The sequence below is a fragment of the Flindersiella endophytica genome, assembly GCF_054779015.1.
In genome coordinates this window covers 250,542-266,050 of sequence record NZ_BAAGYY010000019.1, presented here as the reverse complement: position 1 = coordinate 266,050, position 15,509 = coordinate 250,542, and the positions used below count along the sequence as shown (strand labels likewise).

Genomic DNA, 15,509 nt, shown 5'->3' with positions numbered 1-15,509 from the left:
CTCGCCCGGACTGCCGGGCGTGACGTAGCGTGGTCGTATGGACGACCGCGACCGCGACCGTGACCGCGACCGAGCGGAGATTCGTGAGTTCCTCGGCTCCCGGCGTGCCCGGCTCACCCCGGAGCAGGCGGGGCTGCCCGTCTACGGCGGCAACCGCCGGGTGAAGGGGCTGCGTCGTGAGGAGGTCGCGATGCTCGCGGGCGTGTCGGTCGACTACTACGTACGCATGGAGCGCGGGAATCTCGCCGGTGCCTCTGACAGCGTGCTCGAGTCGCTCGGCCGTGCGCTGCAGCTGGACGAGGCCGAGCAGGCGCACCTGTTCGATCTCGCGCGCAAGTCGACCGCGACGCCGACGAGCCGGCGCCGGGCCACGACCAAGCAGGTACGTCCGGTCATCCAGCAGGCGCTGGACGCGATCACGGAGGCGCCCGCGTGGGTACGCAACGACCGGCACGACATCCTGGCGGCGAACCGGCTGGCGCGGGCGCTGCTGTCCCCCGTTCTCGCCGACCCGCGCCGCCCGGCGAACACCGCACGGTTCGTCTACCTCGATCCCGCGTCCAGGGACTTCTACCTCGACTGGGAACGCGTAGCCGACGACATCGCGGCGATCCTGCGCTCGACGGCCGGGCGTAACCCGCACGACAAGGCGCTGACCGAACTGATCGGCGAGCTGTCGACGCGCAGCGAGACCTTCCGTACCCGCTGGGCCGCGCACGACGTGCGGTTCCATCGCACCGGGATGAAGCGGATGCACCATCCAGTCGTCGGAGACCTCGAGATGAACTTCGTGGCGATGGAGTTCCCGTCCGACCCCGGGCTGACGCTGATCATCTACACAGCTCCGCCCGGCACCGCCTCGGCCGACGCCCTGCAGCTCCTCGCCCACTGGGCGGCGACGCAGGAGCAGCCCAGCGTGTCCGCCGGCGCCGAATGAGCGCGGCCGGCTAATCAGATGTTCCGGCGTTGCTCGCTTTGCTAGCGTTCACGGAACAACCCCATATCCCTTCGGGGGAACGCGCCGAGTCTCTCGCTTTGAGGGGACCGGTGCGCTAGCTCAAGGAAGCTTTGGCTTAGAGCACCCGGAGCCACGTGCCAACCGTGTCAAGCGGTTGGTGTGGCTTCGGGTGCTCTTTTCGTTTACGAGCCAAGCGCCTTGCCGCTCTCGGCTCGGGAGAGGCGGTACGCGATGACGACGGTGGACCAGCTGGTCGTTCGGGTGAGAGGGATGGCTCGTGACTGACGTGACAGCCGAAGCTCTCGCCGAGGCGTTCGGGCTCACGCCGCCGATTGGCAACCTGGAGCCGTTGCCTCATCGTGGGTTCAAGCAGTTCTGGTGCCTGGACACCGGCGACGGACGCGTACTGGTGAAGCAGTTCTGGCCATACGACGACTTGCCGTGGCGTGACCGGTACGAGCGGATCATGGAGCTCGAGCGGCGGGCTCTGCGCGCCGGCATCGACACGCCGGCGCCCCTCGTGCCGGTGCGGCCGGCGTTCGGCAGCGTCGCCCGGATCGAGGGGTACGGGCTGTTCCGCGCGTTTCCGTACGTGCGACATCGAACGGTGGGCCGGGACGACGACCTCGCCGAGTGGGCGGGTGCCACGCTGGCGCACATCCATCAGCTGTGGCCGCTCGACACGCGCCCGGATCCGAACTGGTGGTACGGCCAGGATCCGCGGGTGCCGCACGGGCAATGGCTGGACTGGCTCGACGAGGGTGAACGCGACGGCAGGTCCTGGGCGCCTGCGCTGCGGGAGCAGCTCGACTTCGTACTCGACCAGTCGACCCGCGTCCTCGCGACGTTCAACGCCTCGCCGCCCTACGTCGTGAGCCACCTGGACTTCAAGCCGTCGAACGTTCTGCTGGCCGGCGATCGTCCCATCGTGATCGACTGGGACTCCGCCGGCTGGGAGAGCGTTCCGCTGGAATCGGCGTACGTCTTCGTCGACTTCGCCGGCCGAGCCCACGGCCTCGACCCGGATCCCGAGGTGATCCGGCGAGCCCACGCGGCCTACATCGCAGCCGGCGGCGAGCCGCTGGTCGTACGGACGGGCTCGCTGGATCGGGTGATCGGCCAACACCTGGCCACGATCACGACCGCACTCGGCGGATACTTCCAAGGCGGCCACAGTGAGGAGCAGATCCGAGCCCGGATCGAGTACTTGCCCAAGGTCGTGGCGAAGGCACGTTCCTGGGAACAAACCCTCGCCGAAGCCTGCGACCAGGAGGGCGCGGCACAGCCCCAGTAGCCGAAGAGCGCCGAGAGTAAAGGGCTGTGCACCTGCACAGTTTGGTCCCTGGCTTCCCGGAACCTCACCCGTCGGACGCGACATGCTTGCATTTGGCCGGCGATGCCCAGGGGTGCAAGGCCAAAACCAAAAGCAAACCGACGCTGAGGCAGCCTTGCGGCCCTGGGCAGCGTCGGCTAAACCTTCGGTGGCGCGTCCGGCGGGTGAGGGGCCGGGAAGCCCCCGGTTCCGAGCCCTGAGTGTCCGACCCGCCGGAGGCAACCCACCAAGGCCACCCGCCGCGAAACAACCCAAGCCCCAAAGTCACGCGGGCGGCAGCAAGCGCCGACCTCAGTCGTCGGTGGAGCGGCGGAGGCGTTTGGTGTCGCTGCGGCGGCGCTTGGTGTCGAGCCGGCGGCGGACCGAGCTCCTCGTCGGTTTGGTCGGCCGCCGCCGCGGCGGCCCAGGCTCGATGGCGCGCTTCACAACGGCCACCAGCTTCTCCTCCGCCAACCGCCGGTTGATCAGCTGCGATCGATGCTCCTCCCCCGTCACCGTCAGCACACCGTCCCGCAACCGCCGGGCCAGCCGCGAGACCGCCAGCTCCTTCAGCGACGCCGGCAGCGCCGACGACCCCAGGAGATCCCACGACAGCTCGACCCGCGAGTCGGTCGTGTTGACCGACTGACCACCTGGCCCGCTGGATCGCGAGAAGCGCCAGGACAGCTCGCCGCGCGGGATCGAGATGCCGGGCCGGACGGTCAGGGAGGAGTCGTCAGTCACCGAACCATTTTGACCAGGTCGTCCATCAGCGTGTTCGTCGCCTGGTCCACAACCTGCCGCTCCGGATGAGCGGAGTACCACGAGATGATCTCCCGCGCACCGACAGCGAACGGAATCGTCGCGACGTACGAGGGCACCAGGGCCTTGACCTTGCTGTTGTCGAAGATGACCGAGTGCGCCTTGTCGCCGAGCAGGCCAGGCCCCAGCGACGGAGACACCCGCGCGATCACCGACGACGGCACGTGCACCAGCTCCGGCGACGGCACGCCCGCCGCCGCGCCCAAGGCGGTGTAGACCTGGTTCCACGTCAGCACCTCGTCCGACGTGATGTGGAACGAGTCGCCGATCGCCTGCGGGTTGGCCAGCAGCCCGTTGAACGCCTTCGCGAAGTCGTCCGAGTGCGTCAGCACCCACAGCGACGTCCCGTCCCCCTGCACGACGACCGGCAGTCCGCGCCGCATCCGGTCGATGTCGGTCCAGCGCCCCAGAACGGGAAGAGCCGTCTGGTCGTACGTGTGTGACGGCCGCACGATCGTCGCGGGGAAGCCGGAGGAACGATACGCGTCCACCAGCAGCTGCTCGCACGCGATCTTGTTGCGCGAATACTCCCACTCCGGGTTGCGCAGCGGCGTCGACTCGGTGATCGGCAGCCGCGCCGGCGGAGTCTGGTACGCCGAGGCCGAGCTGATGAAGACGTACTGCCCGGTCCGGCCCGAGAACAGCGAGATGTCGGTCTCGACGTGCTCGGGCGTGAACGCCACGAAGTCCGCCACGACGTCGAACGTCCGGTCTCCCAGCGCCGAACGCACAGAGGAAGGATCCCGGATGTCGGCCTGCACGACCTCGGCACCGGATGGCACCGGACGATGCGAGGTGCTGCCCCGGTTGAGGATCGTCAGCTCCAGCCCGGACTCGACCGCGAGCCGGCTGCACGCCGAGCTGATCGTGCCCGTGCCGCCGATGAACAGGACTCTAGGCGCCATGTCGTTCAGTTCTCCTTCACAGGCGTCGGTTTCAACGGCAGCTCTGCCACGGTGCCGGCCGGCACCTGCTGGTATGCCTCGAACAACCGCATGATCTCCAGGGAATCGTCCAACGTCCCCTTCGCCGGTGGCGAGTTCCGCGAAACCGACTCACAGAACGCAACGACCTCAGGGACGTAGCCGAGATAGAACAGGTTCTTGTTGTAGAGCTGCCCGAGCGAGAACTCCGGCTCCCACACCACGGGCGCGCTCTCGGAATCGACCAGGAACGAAGCCGAGCGACCGTACGCCCGGTGCCCGCCCGGCCGGTAGTACGTCACGCGCACGCCGTTGTCGACCACGACGTTGGCGTCCCGGCCGATCACTTCGACCCGCTCGAGCGGGCTGGTGTGCGCGACCCCCGACGCCAGGTGCAGCGAGCCGATCGCGCCCGACGCGAACCGCAACGACGCCACGCTGCTGCCGGACGACGGCTCCCACTCGTACGAGAACCGCGCGACCGGCCCACCGAGGAAGCCCAGGATCGCGCCCGGGTGGTAGATGTGGTCGAGGAAACCCCGCATCGACAGCAGGTCGTGCCGCTGCTCCGGCGGCGGCAGGCTCTGCGGATAACGCACCGAGATCGACGCGACCGGGCCGAACTCCGGCTGCTGGATCAGCTCCTTCACCTTCTCCATGGCCGGTGTGAAGATCTTCTTCAGCCCGGTCATGACGAACCGGCCCGTCTGCGACGCGACCCGCGCGAGCTCCTCGATCTCTCGTACGGAGGCGGCCGTCGGCTTCTCCATCCAGACCTGCGCGCCGGCCCGCAGGCAGTCCAGCGCGATGTCGGTCGCCTGCACGCGCCCGGTGACGTTGTCGTACGACGTCACGATGAAGACGGCATCCGGCCGCTCTCGCGTGAGCATCTCGCGGTGGTCGCTGTAGTGCGCCGCGGCGCCGAACATCCGTGCGTACGTCGCGGCCCGCTCCGCGCGCACGTCGCACACCGCGAGCAGGTTGACGGGCGCGTACTGCAAGGCGGGATAGACGTTGCGGAACGCGTGCTCCCCCGCGCCGATGAACGCGCAGCGGATCCGCTGGTCGTACTCGAACTGGAACTTCACCGGGTCCGGCATCACTCTGCCAGCATGCCCGGTGCCACCCGGATCGGGTCACGGCTGGCCGGACACGGCCTCAACGCAAGCTGTCGAGCACCTCACGGGCGACCGCATCCCGCCGGGCCGCTTCCGCGGTCGCGGCCGAGGCCTCGGCCGCGATCCGGACGTCGTACGCCGCCCGTGCCGCCGCGATCTGCAGCTGGTGCTCCTCGGTCCAGGTGACCAGCGCGCGGATCGTGCCGTGCAACGTCCGCCCCATCGGCGTCAGCGCGTACTCGACCCGCGGCGGCACCGCCGCGTGCACCGTACGGCTCACCAGGCCGTCGCGCTCCAGGTGGCGCAGCGTGCGCGACAGCATGCGCTGGCTCACGCCGTTGATCTCCCGGCGAAGCTCGGAGAACCGCAGGCCCTGGCAGTCGAGCAGCGCGATGACGAGCAGCGACCACTTGTCGGCGATCCGGTCGAGGATCTGCCGCACCTCGCAGCCCTCTCGCACGTCCCACTGCTTGACGTCGTAGTCATCGGTGTCGGCCAGCTCGCAGTGACCGGTATCCCCGGAGTAACCGAGGGACTCTGAAGTTCCTTCTTCCACGGTCCCCAATAGTCCCCGAAGATCCACCTGGTAACCAATCAGAACCAACGAACGTGGAGGAAGCATGAACGCTCGCGCGTGGGGCGTGCTGTTCGTCCTGTGTGGCGCGATCTTCCTGGAAGGCATCGACGTGGCGATGCTCAACGTCGCGTTGCCGTCGATCCGGGAGGACCTCGGCCTGTCGACCGGGATGCTCAGCGGCGTGGTCAGTGCGTACGTTCTCGGCTACGGCGGGTTCATCCTGCTCGGCGGCCGGGCGGCGGACCTGCTCGGCAGGCGCCGGATGTTCCTGCTGTGGCTGACGGTCTTCCTGGCGTTCTCCGGCCTCGGCGGAATCGCCAACGAGGGCTGGCTGTTGCTGCTCGCCCGGTTCGCGACGGGCGTCGCGGCGGCGTTCATGGCGCCGGCCGGGCTGGCGCTGATCACCACGAACTTTCCCGCGGGTCCGGCTCGAACCAGGGCGCTGGGCTTCTACGCGGGTACTGCCGCCGGTGGCTACCTGCTCGGCCTGGCAGCCGGTGGTGTGCTGGTCACGGCCGGCTGGCGCTGGGTGTTCTTCGCGCCGGTCATCCTGTCTGCGCTGCTCCTGCTGGCGGCGATCCCGCTGGTGAAGGACCCGGTGCCGCTGCAGCGGCCGAGCGCGCGCGAGTTCGACATCGGTGGTGCGCTCACGATCACCGGCGCGATGTTGTTGCTGGTCTACGCCGTGGTCCGGCTGGAGCACGCCGGTAGCGGCCGGCTGGGAACGGCGGGCGCGTTCGCCGGCGGGCTGACGCTCCTGGCCGCGTTCGTCGCGATCGAACGGCGGGTGCCCCATCCCCTGGTCCGGCTCCGCATCCTGCGGTCGGCGCCGCTCGTTCGCACCAATGTCACGGCGCTGCTGTTCATCGGCGCGTTCGCCGGCTTCCAGTTCCTGGTCACGCTGTACCTGCAGGAGTTGCGCGGCTGGAGCCCGCTGGAGACCGGCCTCGCGATGCTCGTCGTCGCGATCGACGTCGTACTCGCGCCGACGCTGACACCGCGCCTGGTCAACCGGTACGGCAACCTGCCCGTGCTGTTCGGCGGGCTCGTGCTGGGAGTGGTGGCGTACCTGCTGTTCCTGCCGGTCGGGCTCGACTGGGCCTACACCGCGATGCTCCCGGCCTTCGTCGTGCTCGGGCTGGCGTTCACGCTGGCGTACGGACCGCTGACGATGGCCGCGACCGACGGGGTGGACGAGCGCGAGCACGGCCTGGCCGGCGGACTGCTGTACACCGCCTCGCAGTTCGGCACGGCGCTCGGCCTGTCGGCGGCGACGGCTGTCTACGCCGCCGGTCTCGGTGACACGCCGCTGGAGGCGATCCGGGCCGGGTTCGTCGTACCCGTGGTCGCTGTAGGTGTCGCGGTCGCCGTCGCGGGCATGGGGCTACGGCGCCAGGGTCGCGCCATCGCGAACCCGTAGCATGCCCGGAATGTACGACGCACCACCGCGACGGCGCATCGCTGTCGCCGTCGCGGCATCCGTGCTCGGGCTGGCCGGCGTCGCCGCGCTGGTCGCCTGGGCCGCGGTCGCCGCCGAGGCCGACCGCGACCGGCGAGCTGCCTCGCCGAGCCCGACGCCCTACTCCGTACCGATGGAGACCACGTCCGCGGAGCCCGCGACCGGCGAGGTGGTGGAGAAGCTGCCGGCGAAGCTCTGCGGACTGATCGACCGGTCCGTGGTGCCCGCGGAGCTGCGCGACCAGGAGCCGGGCCAGATGACGCTGGACGACGGTGAGCAGCAGCACTGCGTGTGGCAGTACTACAAGCCCGATGGCGCCCGGTACTTCAGCCTCTCGATCGAGGCGATCCACAGCGACGACACCAAGCTGTCGGTGATCGACGCGAGTGAGGAGTTCACCCGCGACAAGGACGACGCGAACCCGCTGCCGGTCGACGGCGTGGGAGACGAGGCGTTCGGCACCAAGGCCAGCAACATCATCGAGACCGACGGAAAGAAGTACGCGATCGAGGGTGCGCACGTCGCCGTGCGGACGCGCAACGTGCTGGTACAGGCGTACTGGGAAGGCGCGGACTACCCGGAGCAGCACAATGTGCCCATGCTGCGCGGAGAGAACCTCACCTACGAAGAGGCGCTACCGGTCGCGGTCAAGCTCGCCGAGAGCGCGATCGATCAGCTGAACTGACGGAGAAACGCGCGCCAGTCCGCCGTCGCGAAACCGAGAACGGGTCCACCTCGGTCCTTCGAGTCCCGCACCGCGATCTCTTCCACCGAGTACCGAACCTCGACGCAGGCATTGTTTCCCCCGCTGCTGCTGTAGGAACTGACTCGCCACGTCGAGCCGTCGGTCATGTGAACTCCTTGACCACCGCCTTCATCAGGGCGATGGATTCGCTGGGGTCGAGTGCCTTGCTACACAACCGATCGTATGTCGTGATCAGCTGCTGGAGCGCTTCAGTTTCGACATAGACGATTCCGGTCGGAGTGTTGGCGTGACCGATCTGGAGATAGGGCGACGGCAACTCGACGAGCTCGAATCCGCCATCCGGGCTGGCATGTGCGCCTGCTGCGAACGGCAGCACGCGCAACGTGATATTCGGACGCTTGATGAGGTCGAGCAGATGCTCGAGCTGCCCGGCCATCACCTCGGTGCCGCCGACCGGCCGGCGAAGCACCGCCTCGTCGAGCACGGCTTCGTAGCGCACAGGATCCTGGCGAGTCAGCGCTTGTTGCCGCAGCATTCGCGCCTCGACACCGCGCTCGATCTCCGGTTCTGGCAGGGCGCCGACCGCATCGTGGATCGCGCGTGCGTAGCTCTGGGTCTGCAACAGGCCAGGCAACACCACGGCTGCGAACGAGCGGAGCGCGACAGCTCGCGACTCCAGCCAGGACAGCTCGATCAGCGGTTCGTCGAGCGAGTCGCCGTAGGCGTCGTACCAGCCGCGCCGATAGACATCGCGAGCCAGGCGCAGCATCACCTGGCGCTCGGACTCGTCGTCGACGCCGTAGATGTTGAGCAGCTTGACGACTTCCTCTTCGTGCGGCGGCGAGAACCCACTCTCGATCCGGCTGACGGTCGAGGTGTCCTTGCCCAGATCGCTGGCCACCTCGCGCCCCGTCTTGCCGGACGTCTCGCGCAGCCTGCGCAGCGCATGCCCAAGCATCTGCGCCCGCACTGTGGGGCCTTTCTTCGCCGACAACACGACCTCCTTCAGCGCAATGTTACCTAACGCTTGCACATCGTTGCGATCTGTGCAACTCTGCTGCGTGCAAGCACAGTCACCGACTGCGATTGCGGCAAAGGAAAGATATGGCCGGGACGGTCAACGGGTTTGCCAGCCATGTCCGTCCCGGCCCTGAGGCCGGAGGCCGAACGCCCATGCTCATCGAGTGCACGACGCCCGACGACTCCAACCCGACAACTCTAGACCTCCGCGACGACCGGCAGATCCCACGTCCGTTCGCGCTCTACGAAACCCGGTGGGTGACCACCGACGCGATCACTCACCCGGAAGACGCGATCGCGTGGGGGTTCGACACACCGCGCGCCGCGTACGTCTTCCTGCGCAGTCCGCTCACCGGAACCGCCTACCTGGGGCGCTACCGGAGCGTCGAGCAGGCCCGGGAGCTGCTCTCCCGGCACGGTGAGCTGGCGATCGTCTGGCCGGAGGTCGAAGCCGTCTGGCCGGGGTTCATCCTCGACGACATCGAGGACATCGACGAGCTCGGCGGGATCGACCAGTTCGCGGATGTCGATCCGAGCGGTGGGCGTTCGTGTAGAGGGTGACAGCAAGCAGCTGACGAAGGAGAGATTCCGAGTGACGTTCACCGATCAGGAGATCGCCTACCTGCGCTCGCAGCCACTCGCCCGGGTCGCCACCGTCGACTCCGAGGGGCAGCCGGACGTGGTGCCGCTCGCGTGTGAGTACGACGGCACGTACTTCTGGATCGGCGGTGTCGGCGACGCCGTGGTTCATACGCGCAAGTTCCGCAACATCGTGGCCGGCAACCGCAAGATCGCGCTGGTCTTCGACGACCTGGTGTCGTTCGACCCGTTCGTCGCGCGGAGCCTGCGGGTCTACGGCGTGGCCGACGAGCCGATCGAGCGGGTGGGCATGGTGGGTCCCGGCATCTACGCCCGGATCGCGCCTACGGTCTCGTGGAGCTGGAATCTCGACGGTGAACCGGCCGGCGAGACGTGGTACGAACCTCGCCGGACGGTTCACCTGTTCGCTAGCTGAAGGCTTCGAGCAGCAGCTTCGCGGCCTCGGTCGCGCCGTCGGTACGGATCTGGCCGGCGACGGCGGTCGCCCGCTCGCGGGTCTCAAGGGCCAGCGCCGGCCCGAGCACCGCGGACAACGACTCGATCGTCGGCGCCGGCCGTCGTGGGCGGTGCCGATGCCGAGCTCCGCGACCCGGCGGGCCCAGTACGGCTGGTCGCCGCCGGCCTGCGGGACGACCACCTGCGGAGCGCCGGCCCTGGCCGCGGTCGTCGTCGTTCCGGCGCCGCCGTGGTGTACGACGGCGGCCACCCGGCCGAACAGCGCCTGCTGGTTGATCTCGCCGACGGCGAAGCAGTCGTCCCGGTCGTCGGCGAGGGGCCAGTCCGGCCCAGCCGCGCGCCAGCAACACCCGGCGGCCCTGCGCGCGGACCGCCGCGATGGCCGCGTGACCGGTCTCGTCGGTGGTGGTACGCATGCTCCCGAACCCCCACGTAGACCGGCGGCTCGCCCGCGGCGAGGAACGCCTCCAGGTCTGCCGGAAGCGGACGCTCGTCCGGCAGGATCCACGCGCCGGCGTGCGCGACGTCGAGCCCGGGTGTCTCCCCCAGCGGACCGAGCGTCGGATCCGCGGCCAGCAAGGGCCGATCGGTGAACAGGAACTCACCGACGTCGGCCACATCGTTCAGCTCCGGCAGGCCGATCGACGCGCGGTGGGCGTTGACCGGCTCACCGAACATCGCCTTCCAGTCCTGCGCGCCGATGTCCTCGACCACGATCGGAGCGAACGCCACGAACCGGTGCGGGATGCCCGCCCGCTCGGCTACTGTGCGCGCGACGAAGATGGACATCGCGGTGGCCAGTACGCCGGCGCAGCCCTCGGCCGCGGCGGCGAGGGTGTCGTACTGCGCGTCGATGAACTCGCTCGCCCGCCGCGCCTGCTCCTCGGGCGTGGACGGCCGCTCCCAGGTGTGCCACGGCCGGTCGTAGGGCACCATCGGCACGCCGGCACCGGCCAGCAGCGCGACGAGCTCCTCGTCGGGTGGCGCGCAGACCCGCACGTCGGCGCCGGCTGCCTGCAACGCCACCGCCAGCGCGACCATCGGCTCGACGTCACCGCGTGAGCCGTACGTCGACAACAACACTCGCATCAGATGGGGTACCTCGCGCCGGTGACGTTGAGCCGGATCCGGTAGACGGTCGTGGTGGCGGTGACGACGGTCGAAGCAGTGCAGGCCGTCGTGGGCCGCGCCCCACAGGCGGCCGTCGGAGTCGCGCCTCGGTAGTTTTGTTCAACAAGAGAACAAGAGAACAAGTCAACAGTTCGACAAGTGTCCTGATCACCGAACCGGGCGCCGTCGAAGCTGCCGGACTCACAGACGCGGAAGACGCCGCGGTCCTCCAACTCGCCGTTGCCGCCCTTGCCGCCCTTGCCGCCCTTGCCGTCCTTGCCGTCCTTGCTGTCCTTGCTGTCCTTGCCGACGCCGAAGCGGTGGATGTGCTTCTGCCGGGTGTCGACGACGAACAACTCCTGCTCGTCGGCGGTGAACGCGAGCCCGTTCGGCCGCACGAAGTCGTCGGCGACGACATGGACCTCGCCGTCCGGCGCGACGCGGTAGACGTGGCAGGCGCCGATCTCGCTGTCGGCGCGGTGGCCCTCGTAGTCGCTGTCGATGCCGTAGCTCGGGTCGGTGAACCAGATCGAGCCGTCGGAGTGCTCCACGACGTCGTTCGGGCTGTTGAGCCGCTTGCCGTCCCAGCTGTCGGCGACCGTGGTGACGGTGCCGTCGGGCTCGGTGCGGCTGACCCGGCGGCCGCCCTGCTCGCAGCTCAGCAACCGGCCGGCGCGGTCGACGGTGTGGCCGTTGGTGTAGCCGGCCGGCTCGCGGAAGACTCCGACCTCGCCGCTCGTCTCGTCCCAGCGCAGCAGGCGGTCGTTCGGGATGTCGCTGAAGAGGAGGTAGCGACCGGCTGGGAAGTACGCCGGGCCTTCGACCCAGTCGCCGTCGTCGAACAGAACCTCGAGGTATTCGTCGCCGTCAACCCGGGCGAACCGCTCGTCCCGGCGTTCCCAGACCGCCTTGATCTTCACGCGCCGACGTTATCGCCGGGCGGTGACGACCCAGGCGCGGGAGTCGACCAGGACGCCGTCGTCGGTGTGGTGGGCGGTGAGCAGCTCGGTCAACCGCTGCTTGGCAGGGCCGGCCTCGGCGGAGTCGAGCTTCTCGAGCACCTGCCGGACGGCCGCGAAACCGGACAACAACTCGAGTGCGGTCGCCGGGTCGGGGCCGTAGCTGATCGGCTCGTCGACGTCCTCGAACTCCACATCGGTGAACCCGGCTGCCGTCAACAGCTGTTCGACGACAGCGGGATCGCCGAGCGAGAACGGGTCCTGCCCGGGCTGCCAGCTCGGCGGCACTCCAGGTTGCAGGGCCTCCTGGACCTCGGTCGACCAGGGATTGTGGTCGACCGTCTGCCAGACCAGCAGGACCAGCCGGCCGCCGGGTCGCAGCGCCTGGGCGAAGTTGGCGAACGCCGCGTCCGGGTCGGCGAAGAACATCGTGCCGAACCGGCTGATGCACACATCGAAGCGTTCGGCCGGGAGCTGGTGCACCTGGGCGTCGGCCGCCGCGAACGCCACGTTGCCGAGCCCTTCCCCGGCTGCGCGTTCGCGGGCGAACTCCAGCATCGGCTCCGACACGTCGACGCCGAGCACGTGCCCGTCCGGCCCGGCAGCCCGCGCGGCCTCGATGGTCGACTGGCCGGTGCCGCAGCCGATGTCGAGGACACGCTCCCCCGGCTGGATGCCGGCGGCTGCCCGGAACCGCACGTTGTGCGGCGCGATCTCGGCGTCGAGCAGGTCGGAATACTTCAGGCGATGCGGGATCATGAGCTCATCCTCCGTACGGTCCGTCGCGCAGCGCGCCTCGTACCGCGTCGAGTGTGACGTCTTCGGCCTCGAAGTCGGTCAGCAGCCAGGTCGCGCCGGCCCGGACGTACGGCGCCGGGTCGATGCCCGGTTCGACCGCCACGGCGATGTCGTACGGGCCTGCTTGTTGCTGGTCCTTGCGCAGGTCGGCCACCGTGCCGGCGATCTCGGCGAGCTGGTCCGGGCCCTGCAGGTTGACCGGGAACAAGCCGTCGTGGCGCGCGGCCCGCCGCAGTGGCCGGCGGTTGCCCGGGAACGCGGCGACCCAGACGGGCACGCCCGGCCGCTGCGCCGGGCGCGGCAGGAACTCGATGTCGTCGACGACGAAGTGCTCGCCGCGATGGTTCACCGCGCTGCCCGACCAGGCGGCGGTCAGGATCGCCAGCGACTCGTCGAGCCGCTGCGCGCGTACCCGGTCCTCGATCGACTCCCCCGTACGGGAGAACTCCTCGCCGAACCGGTCGCTGCCCAGGCCGACGCCGAGCGTGAGCCGGCCCTGGCTCAGCAGGTCCAGCGTCGCGGTCTCCCGGGCGACCTTGACCGGCCGGCGGCGGGCCAGCGGCGTCACCATCGGGCCGATCCGTACGCGCTCGGTGGCAGCCGCGATCGCCGCCAGCGTGATCCACGGATCGGCGACCTGGCGTACGGGCGGCCGCCAGCGCACGTGGTCCCAGACGAAGACGCCGTGCCAGCCGCCCTCCTCGGCCTGCACGGCCAGCCGTTGCACGACCAGCGGATCGGCGAGCGCGTCGAAGATCGGCAACCAGAGCGCGGAGTGGATCGTGGGCTGCGTCATCGGCTGGGTCATGGGCTGGGTCATGCTGCCTTAGCGTGCCAGCCTGGCGGCCAGGAAGTCCTCCCAGGTCCGATGCCCGAGCCGCTGCTCGCCGCGCGTGAGGTTGGCGCCCTGCCGTAGCGCCCTGGCCGCGGCGCCCGGCGCGCGCAGCGGCACCAGTAGCCGGCGCTTGCCGGCGGTCTTCAAGTAGCTGCGCACCAGTTCCTTCATCTCGTACACCTGCGGACCACCGAGCTCGGGCACGATCCCCGCCGGCTCGCCGAGGGCCAGCTCCGCCATCCGCTCGGCGACCTCGCGGGTGTCGACGGGCTGGAAGCGGATGCCGGAGAAGTACGGAACGACGGGGAGCTTGGCCAGGGCTCGTGCGGTCATCAGCGTGAGGTCGTGGAACTGGGTCGCCCGCAGGTTGGTCCAGGGCAGGCCGGACTGCTCGATGACGAGCTCGGCGGCCCGCTTGGACTCGAAGTAGGCGAACATCGAGCGGTCCACACCGCTCTCGACCGGGATCCGTTCGGCACCGACCACCGAGATGTAGACCAGGTGCGGGTTTCCCGCCTTGCGAGCGGCCTCCACGAGCAGGCGGGCCTTGTCTCCGTCGCCCTTCTGGGTGCCGGCGCAGTGCACGATGGTGTCGACGTCTGCGACGGCTCGCTCGACTCCCTCGCCGGTGGTCAGGTCGCCCCGGACGTACTCGATCGACGGCTTTGGCTCGTGGGCGGTTCGGCTGAGCACGCGCACCTTGCGGCCCGCGTCGGCGAGCAATGGCGCGACGAGCCGGCCGAGCGTGCCCGTACCGCCGGTGAGTAGCACGTTTGTCATCATTTCCTCCGTGTCACAGCAAGGGACTTTCCCGTGTCCAGTGCAGTGACACAGCGGGCCGTAGGAATGTGACCCGAAGGCCGATATCACGGTGGTGGGCGGGGGCTGTGGGACGGAGTGACCGGATGGACGAGGACGCCCGGGGCGAGCTGATCAGCCTGGCCGAGCGGTTCGAGGAGCAGCGGCCGCGGCTGCGCGGCGTCGCGTACCGGATGCTGGGGTCGCTCAGCGAGGCCGACGACGCGCTGCAGGAGGCGTGGATCCGGATCAGCCGCGCCGGAGCCGGCGGCGTGGAGAACCTTCCCGGCTGGCTGACCACGGTGGTGGCGCGGATCTGCCTGAACTTCCTGCGGTCCAGGCGGGCGCGGCACGAGGAGCCGCTGGACCGGCCCGACCGACCGGAGCTGCCGGAGCTCGCCGTTGGCGAGGACGCCGGCGTCGACCCGGAGGAGGAAGCGGTGCTGGCCGACTCCGTTGGGCTGGCATTGCTCGTCGTCCTCGACACGCTGACGCCGGCCGAGCGGGTGGCGTTCGTCCTCCACGACTTGTTCGCGGTGCCGTTCGACGAGATCGGGCCGATGCTCGAACGCTCGCCGACCGCGGCCCGGCAGCTCGCGAGCCGCGCCCGGCGGCGGGTACGCGGTGCGTCGCCGGCGTCCAGAACCGCCGACCTCGCCCGGCAGCGCCGAGTGGTCGAAGCGTTCCTGGCGGCGACTCGCCAGGGCGACTTCGAGGCTTTGCTGACCGTGCTCGACCCGGACGTCGTCCTGCGGGCCGACGCGGCGGCCGGTCCAACGCCTACGCCGTTCGTGCTGCGGGGCGCCCAGCAGGTGGCCAAGGGCGCGCGGCTCGCGGCGTTGCGCGCAGCGCGGTCGGAGGTCGCGCTGGTCGACGGATCGGTCGGGCTCGTGATGCCCGCGCGCGGCAGACTGGCCATCGCGCTGTCCTTCACGATCGTCGGCGACCACATCACCCAGATGGACGTCATTGCCGACGCCGACCGACTGGCGTCGCTCGAGCTCGCCGTCCTCGACTGACGCCTGACCCACCGCTCGCCGGAGGTCCGGCAGGCGGTG

At 69.6% G+C, this 15,509-nt stretch carries 18 protein-coding genes and 2 pseudogenes; 7 read left to right on the top strand and 13 right to left on the bottom strand.

Features of this window, described 5'->3' with window-relative positions:
* The first annotated feature begins 37 nt into the window (after window positions 1–37).
* Together ACYVF6_RS21840 and ACYVF6_RS21835 are read left to right on the top strand one after the other, a co-directional pair.
* Complete coding sequence (locus ACYVF6_RS21840; protein ID WP_460524177.1) at window positions 38–937, top strand: helix-turn-helix transcriptional regulator; 900 nt, start codon at window positions 38–40, stop codon at window positions 935–937.
* A gap of 298 nt (window positions 938–1,235) precedes the next feature.
* Window positions 1,236–2,252: a phosphotransferase enzyme family protein gene (locus tag ACYVF6_RS21835; protein ID WP_460524175.1), complete on the top strand. Its 1,017-nt coding sequence runs from the start codon at window positions 1,236–1,238 to the stop codon at window positions 2,250–2,252.
* Window positions 2,253–2,582: 330 nt separating this feature from the next.
* Here the strand turns inward: ACYVF6_RS21835 and arfB are convergent, their stop codons facing one another.
* Genes arfB through ACYVF6_RS21815 form a run of 4 tightly spaced genes read right to left on the bottom strand, consistent with a single transcriptional unit; the run spans window position 2,583 to window position 5,689 of the window.
* Window positions 2,583–3,014, bottom strand: coding sequence for an aminoacyl-tRNA hydrolase (gene arfB, locus ACYVF6_RS21830; RefSeq protein ID WP_460524173.1), 432 nt, complete (start codon window positions 3,012–3,014; stop codon window positions 2,583–2,585).
* On the bottom strand, window positions 3,011–3,997 hold the full coding sequence (locus ACYVF6_RS21825) for an SDR family oxidoreductase (RefSeq protein WP_460524171.1): 987 nt from the start codon (window positions 3,995–3,997) through the stop codon (window positions 3,011–3,013). The genes arfB and ACYVF6_RS21825 overlap by 4 nt, the downstream gene beginning before the upstream one ends.
* Before the next feature lie 5 nt (window positions 3,998–4,002).
* The gene (locus ACYVF6_RS21820) at window positions 4,003–5,115 is read right to left on the bottom strand and encodes a Gfo/Idh/MocA family protein (RefSeq protein WP_460524169.1); all 1,113 of its coding nucleotides are present in this window, start codon (window positions 5,113–5,115) and stop codon (window positions 4,003–4,005) included.
* Between the two features lie 58 nt (window positions 5,116–5,173).
* Complete coding sequence (locus ACYVF6_RS21815) at window positions 5,174–5,689, bottom strand: winged helix-turn-helix transcriptional regulator (protein ID WP_460524167.1); 516 nt, start codon at window positions 5,687–5,689, stop codon at window positions 5,174–5,176.
* Window positions 5,690–5,753: 64 nt separating this feature from the next.
* Between ACYVF6_RS21815 and ACYVF6_RS21810 the strand changes: the two genes are divergently transcribed.
* On the top strand, window positions 5,754–7,130 hold the full coding sequence (locus ACYVF6_RS21810) for an MFS transporter (protein WP_460524165.1): 1,377 nt from the start codon (window positions 5,754–5,756) through the stop codon (window positions 7,128–7,130).
* A gap of 10 nt (window positions 7,131–7,140) precedes the next feature.
* Window positions 7,141–7,854 (top strand): hypothetical protein, encoded by a 714-nt coding sequence (locus ACYVF6_RS21805; protein WP_460524163.1) that lies wholly within the window; start codon window positions 7,141–7,143, stop codon window positions 7,852–7,854.
* Here ACYVF6_RS21805 and ACYVF6_RS21800 read toward each other — a convergent pair.
* Window positions 7,842–8,021: a DUF397 domain-containing protein gene (locus tag ACYVF6_RS21800; protein ID WP_460524161.1), complete on the bottom strand. Its 180-nt coding sequence runs from the start codon at window positions 8,019–8,021 to the stop codon at window positions 7,842–7,844. The two genes, ACYVF6_RS21805 and ACYVF6_RS21800, sit on opposite strands and share 13 nt — an antisense overlap.
* A complete protein-coding gene (locus ACYVF6_RS21795) occupies window positions 8,018–8,869 on the bottom strand; it encodes a helix-turn-helix domain-containing protein (RefSeq protein WP_460524159.1) in 852 nt (283 codons plus the stop codon). The genes ACYVF6_RS21800 and ACYVF6_RS21795 overlap by 4 nt, the downstream gene beginning before the upstream one ends.
* A gap of 179 nt (window positions 8,870–9,048) precedes the next feature.
* Here ACYVF6_RS21795 and ACYVF6_RS21790 point away from each other — a divergent pair, with 179 nt between their 5' ends.
* Window positions 9,049–9,456 carry a hypothetical protein gene (locus tag ACYVF6_RS21790; RefSeq protein ID WP_460524157.1) on the top strand — a complete coding sequence of 136 codons (408 nt, stop codon included), beginning with the start codon at window positions 9,049–9,051 and terminating at the stop codon, window positions 9,454–9,456.
* 31 nt (window positions 9,457–9,487) lie between these two features.
* Window positions 9,488–9,910 carry a PNPOx family protein gene (locus ACYVF6_RS21785; protein ID WP_460524155.1) on the top strand — a complete coding sequence of 141 codons (423 nt, stop codon included), beginning with the start codon at window positions 9,488–9,490 and terminating at the stop codon, window positions 9,908–9,910.
* Here ACYVF6_RS21785 and ACYVF6_RS21780 read toward each other — a convergent pair.
* The 7 genes and pseudogenes from ACYVF6_RS21780 to ACYVF6_RS21750 all read right to left on the bottom strand — a co-directional run bounded on the left by ACYVF6_RS21780 (window position 9,903) and on the right by ACYVF6_RS21750 (window position 14,433).
* Entirely contained in the window at window positions 9,903–10,028 is a 126-nt protein-coding gene (locus ACYVF6_RS21780; protein WP_460524153.1) for a hypothetical protein, read from the bottom strand. The two genes, ACYVF6_RS21785 and ACYVF6_RS21780, sit on opposite strands and share 8 nt — an antisense overlap.
* Before the next feature lie 86 nt (window positions 10,029–10,114).
* Window positions 10,115–10,201: pseudogene (locus ACYVF6_RS21775) on the bottom strand (nucleotide disphospho-sugar-binding domain-containing protein); the annotation flags it as partial.
* 527 nt (window positions 10,202–10,728) lie between these two features.
* Window positions 10,729–10,992, bottom strand: a pseudogene (locus tag ACYVF6_RS21770) (glycosyltransferase); the annotation flags it as partial.
* Between the two features lie 47 nt (window positions 10,993–11,039).
* The gene (locus ACYVF6_RS21765; protein WP_460524151.1) at window positions 11,040–11,981 is read right to left on the bottom strand and encodes an SMP-30/gluconolactonase/LRE family protein; all 942 of its coding nucleotides are present in this window, start codon (window positions 11,979–11,981) and stop codon (window positions 11,040–11,042) included.
* Window positions 11,982–11,990: 9 nt separating this feature from the next.
* Window positions 11,991–12,779 (bottom strand): class I SAM-dependent methyltransferase, encoded by a 789-nt coding sequence (locus tag ACYVF6_RS21760; protein WP_460524149.1) that lies wholly within the window; start codon window positions 12,777–12,779, stop codon window positions 11,991–11,993.
* A 4-nt stretch (window positions 12,780–12,783) separates the two neighbouring features.
* Window positions 12,784–13,638: an LLM class flavin-dependent oxidoreductase gene (locus tag ACYVF6_RS21755; protein ID WP_460524147.1), complete on the bottom strand. Its 855-nt coding sequence runs from the start codon at window positions 13,636–13,638 to the stop codon at window positions 12,784–12,786.
* Window positions 13,639–13,644: 6 nt separating this feature from the next.
* Window positions 13,645–14,433 (bottom strand): SDR family oxidoreductase, encoded by a 789-nt coding sequence (locus ACYVF6_RS21750; protein ID WP_460524145.1) that lies wholly within the window; start codon window positions 14,431–14,433, stop codon window positions 13,645–13,647.
* 125 nt (window positions 14,434–14,558) lie between these two features.
* On the opposite strand from ACYVF6_RS21750, the gene ACYVF6_RS21745 reads away from it, so the two are divergent.
* Window positions 14,559–15,470 carry a sigma-70 family RNA polymerase sigma factor family protein gene (locus ACYVF6_RS21745; RefSeq protein ID WP_460524143.1) on the top strand — a complete coding sequence of 304 codons (912 nt, stop codon included), beginning with the start codon at window positions 14,559–14,561 and terminating at the stop codon, window positions 15,468–15,470.
* Window positions 15,471–15,509 lie beyond the last annotated feature (39 nt).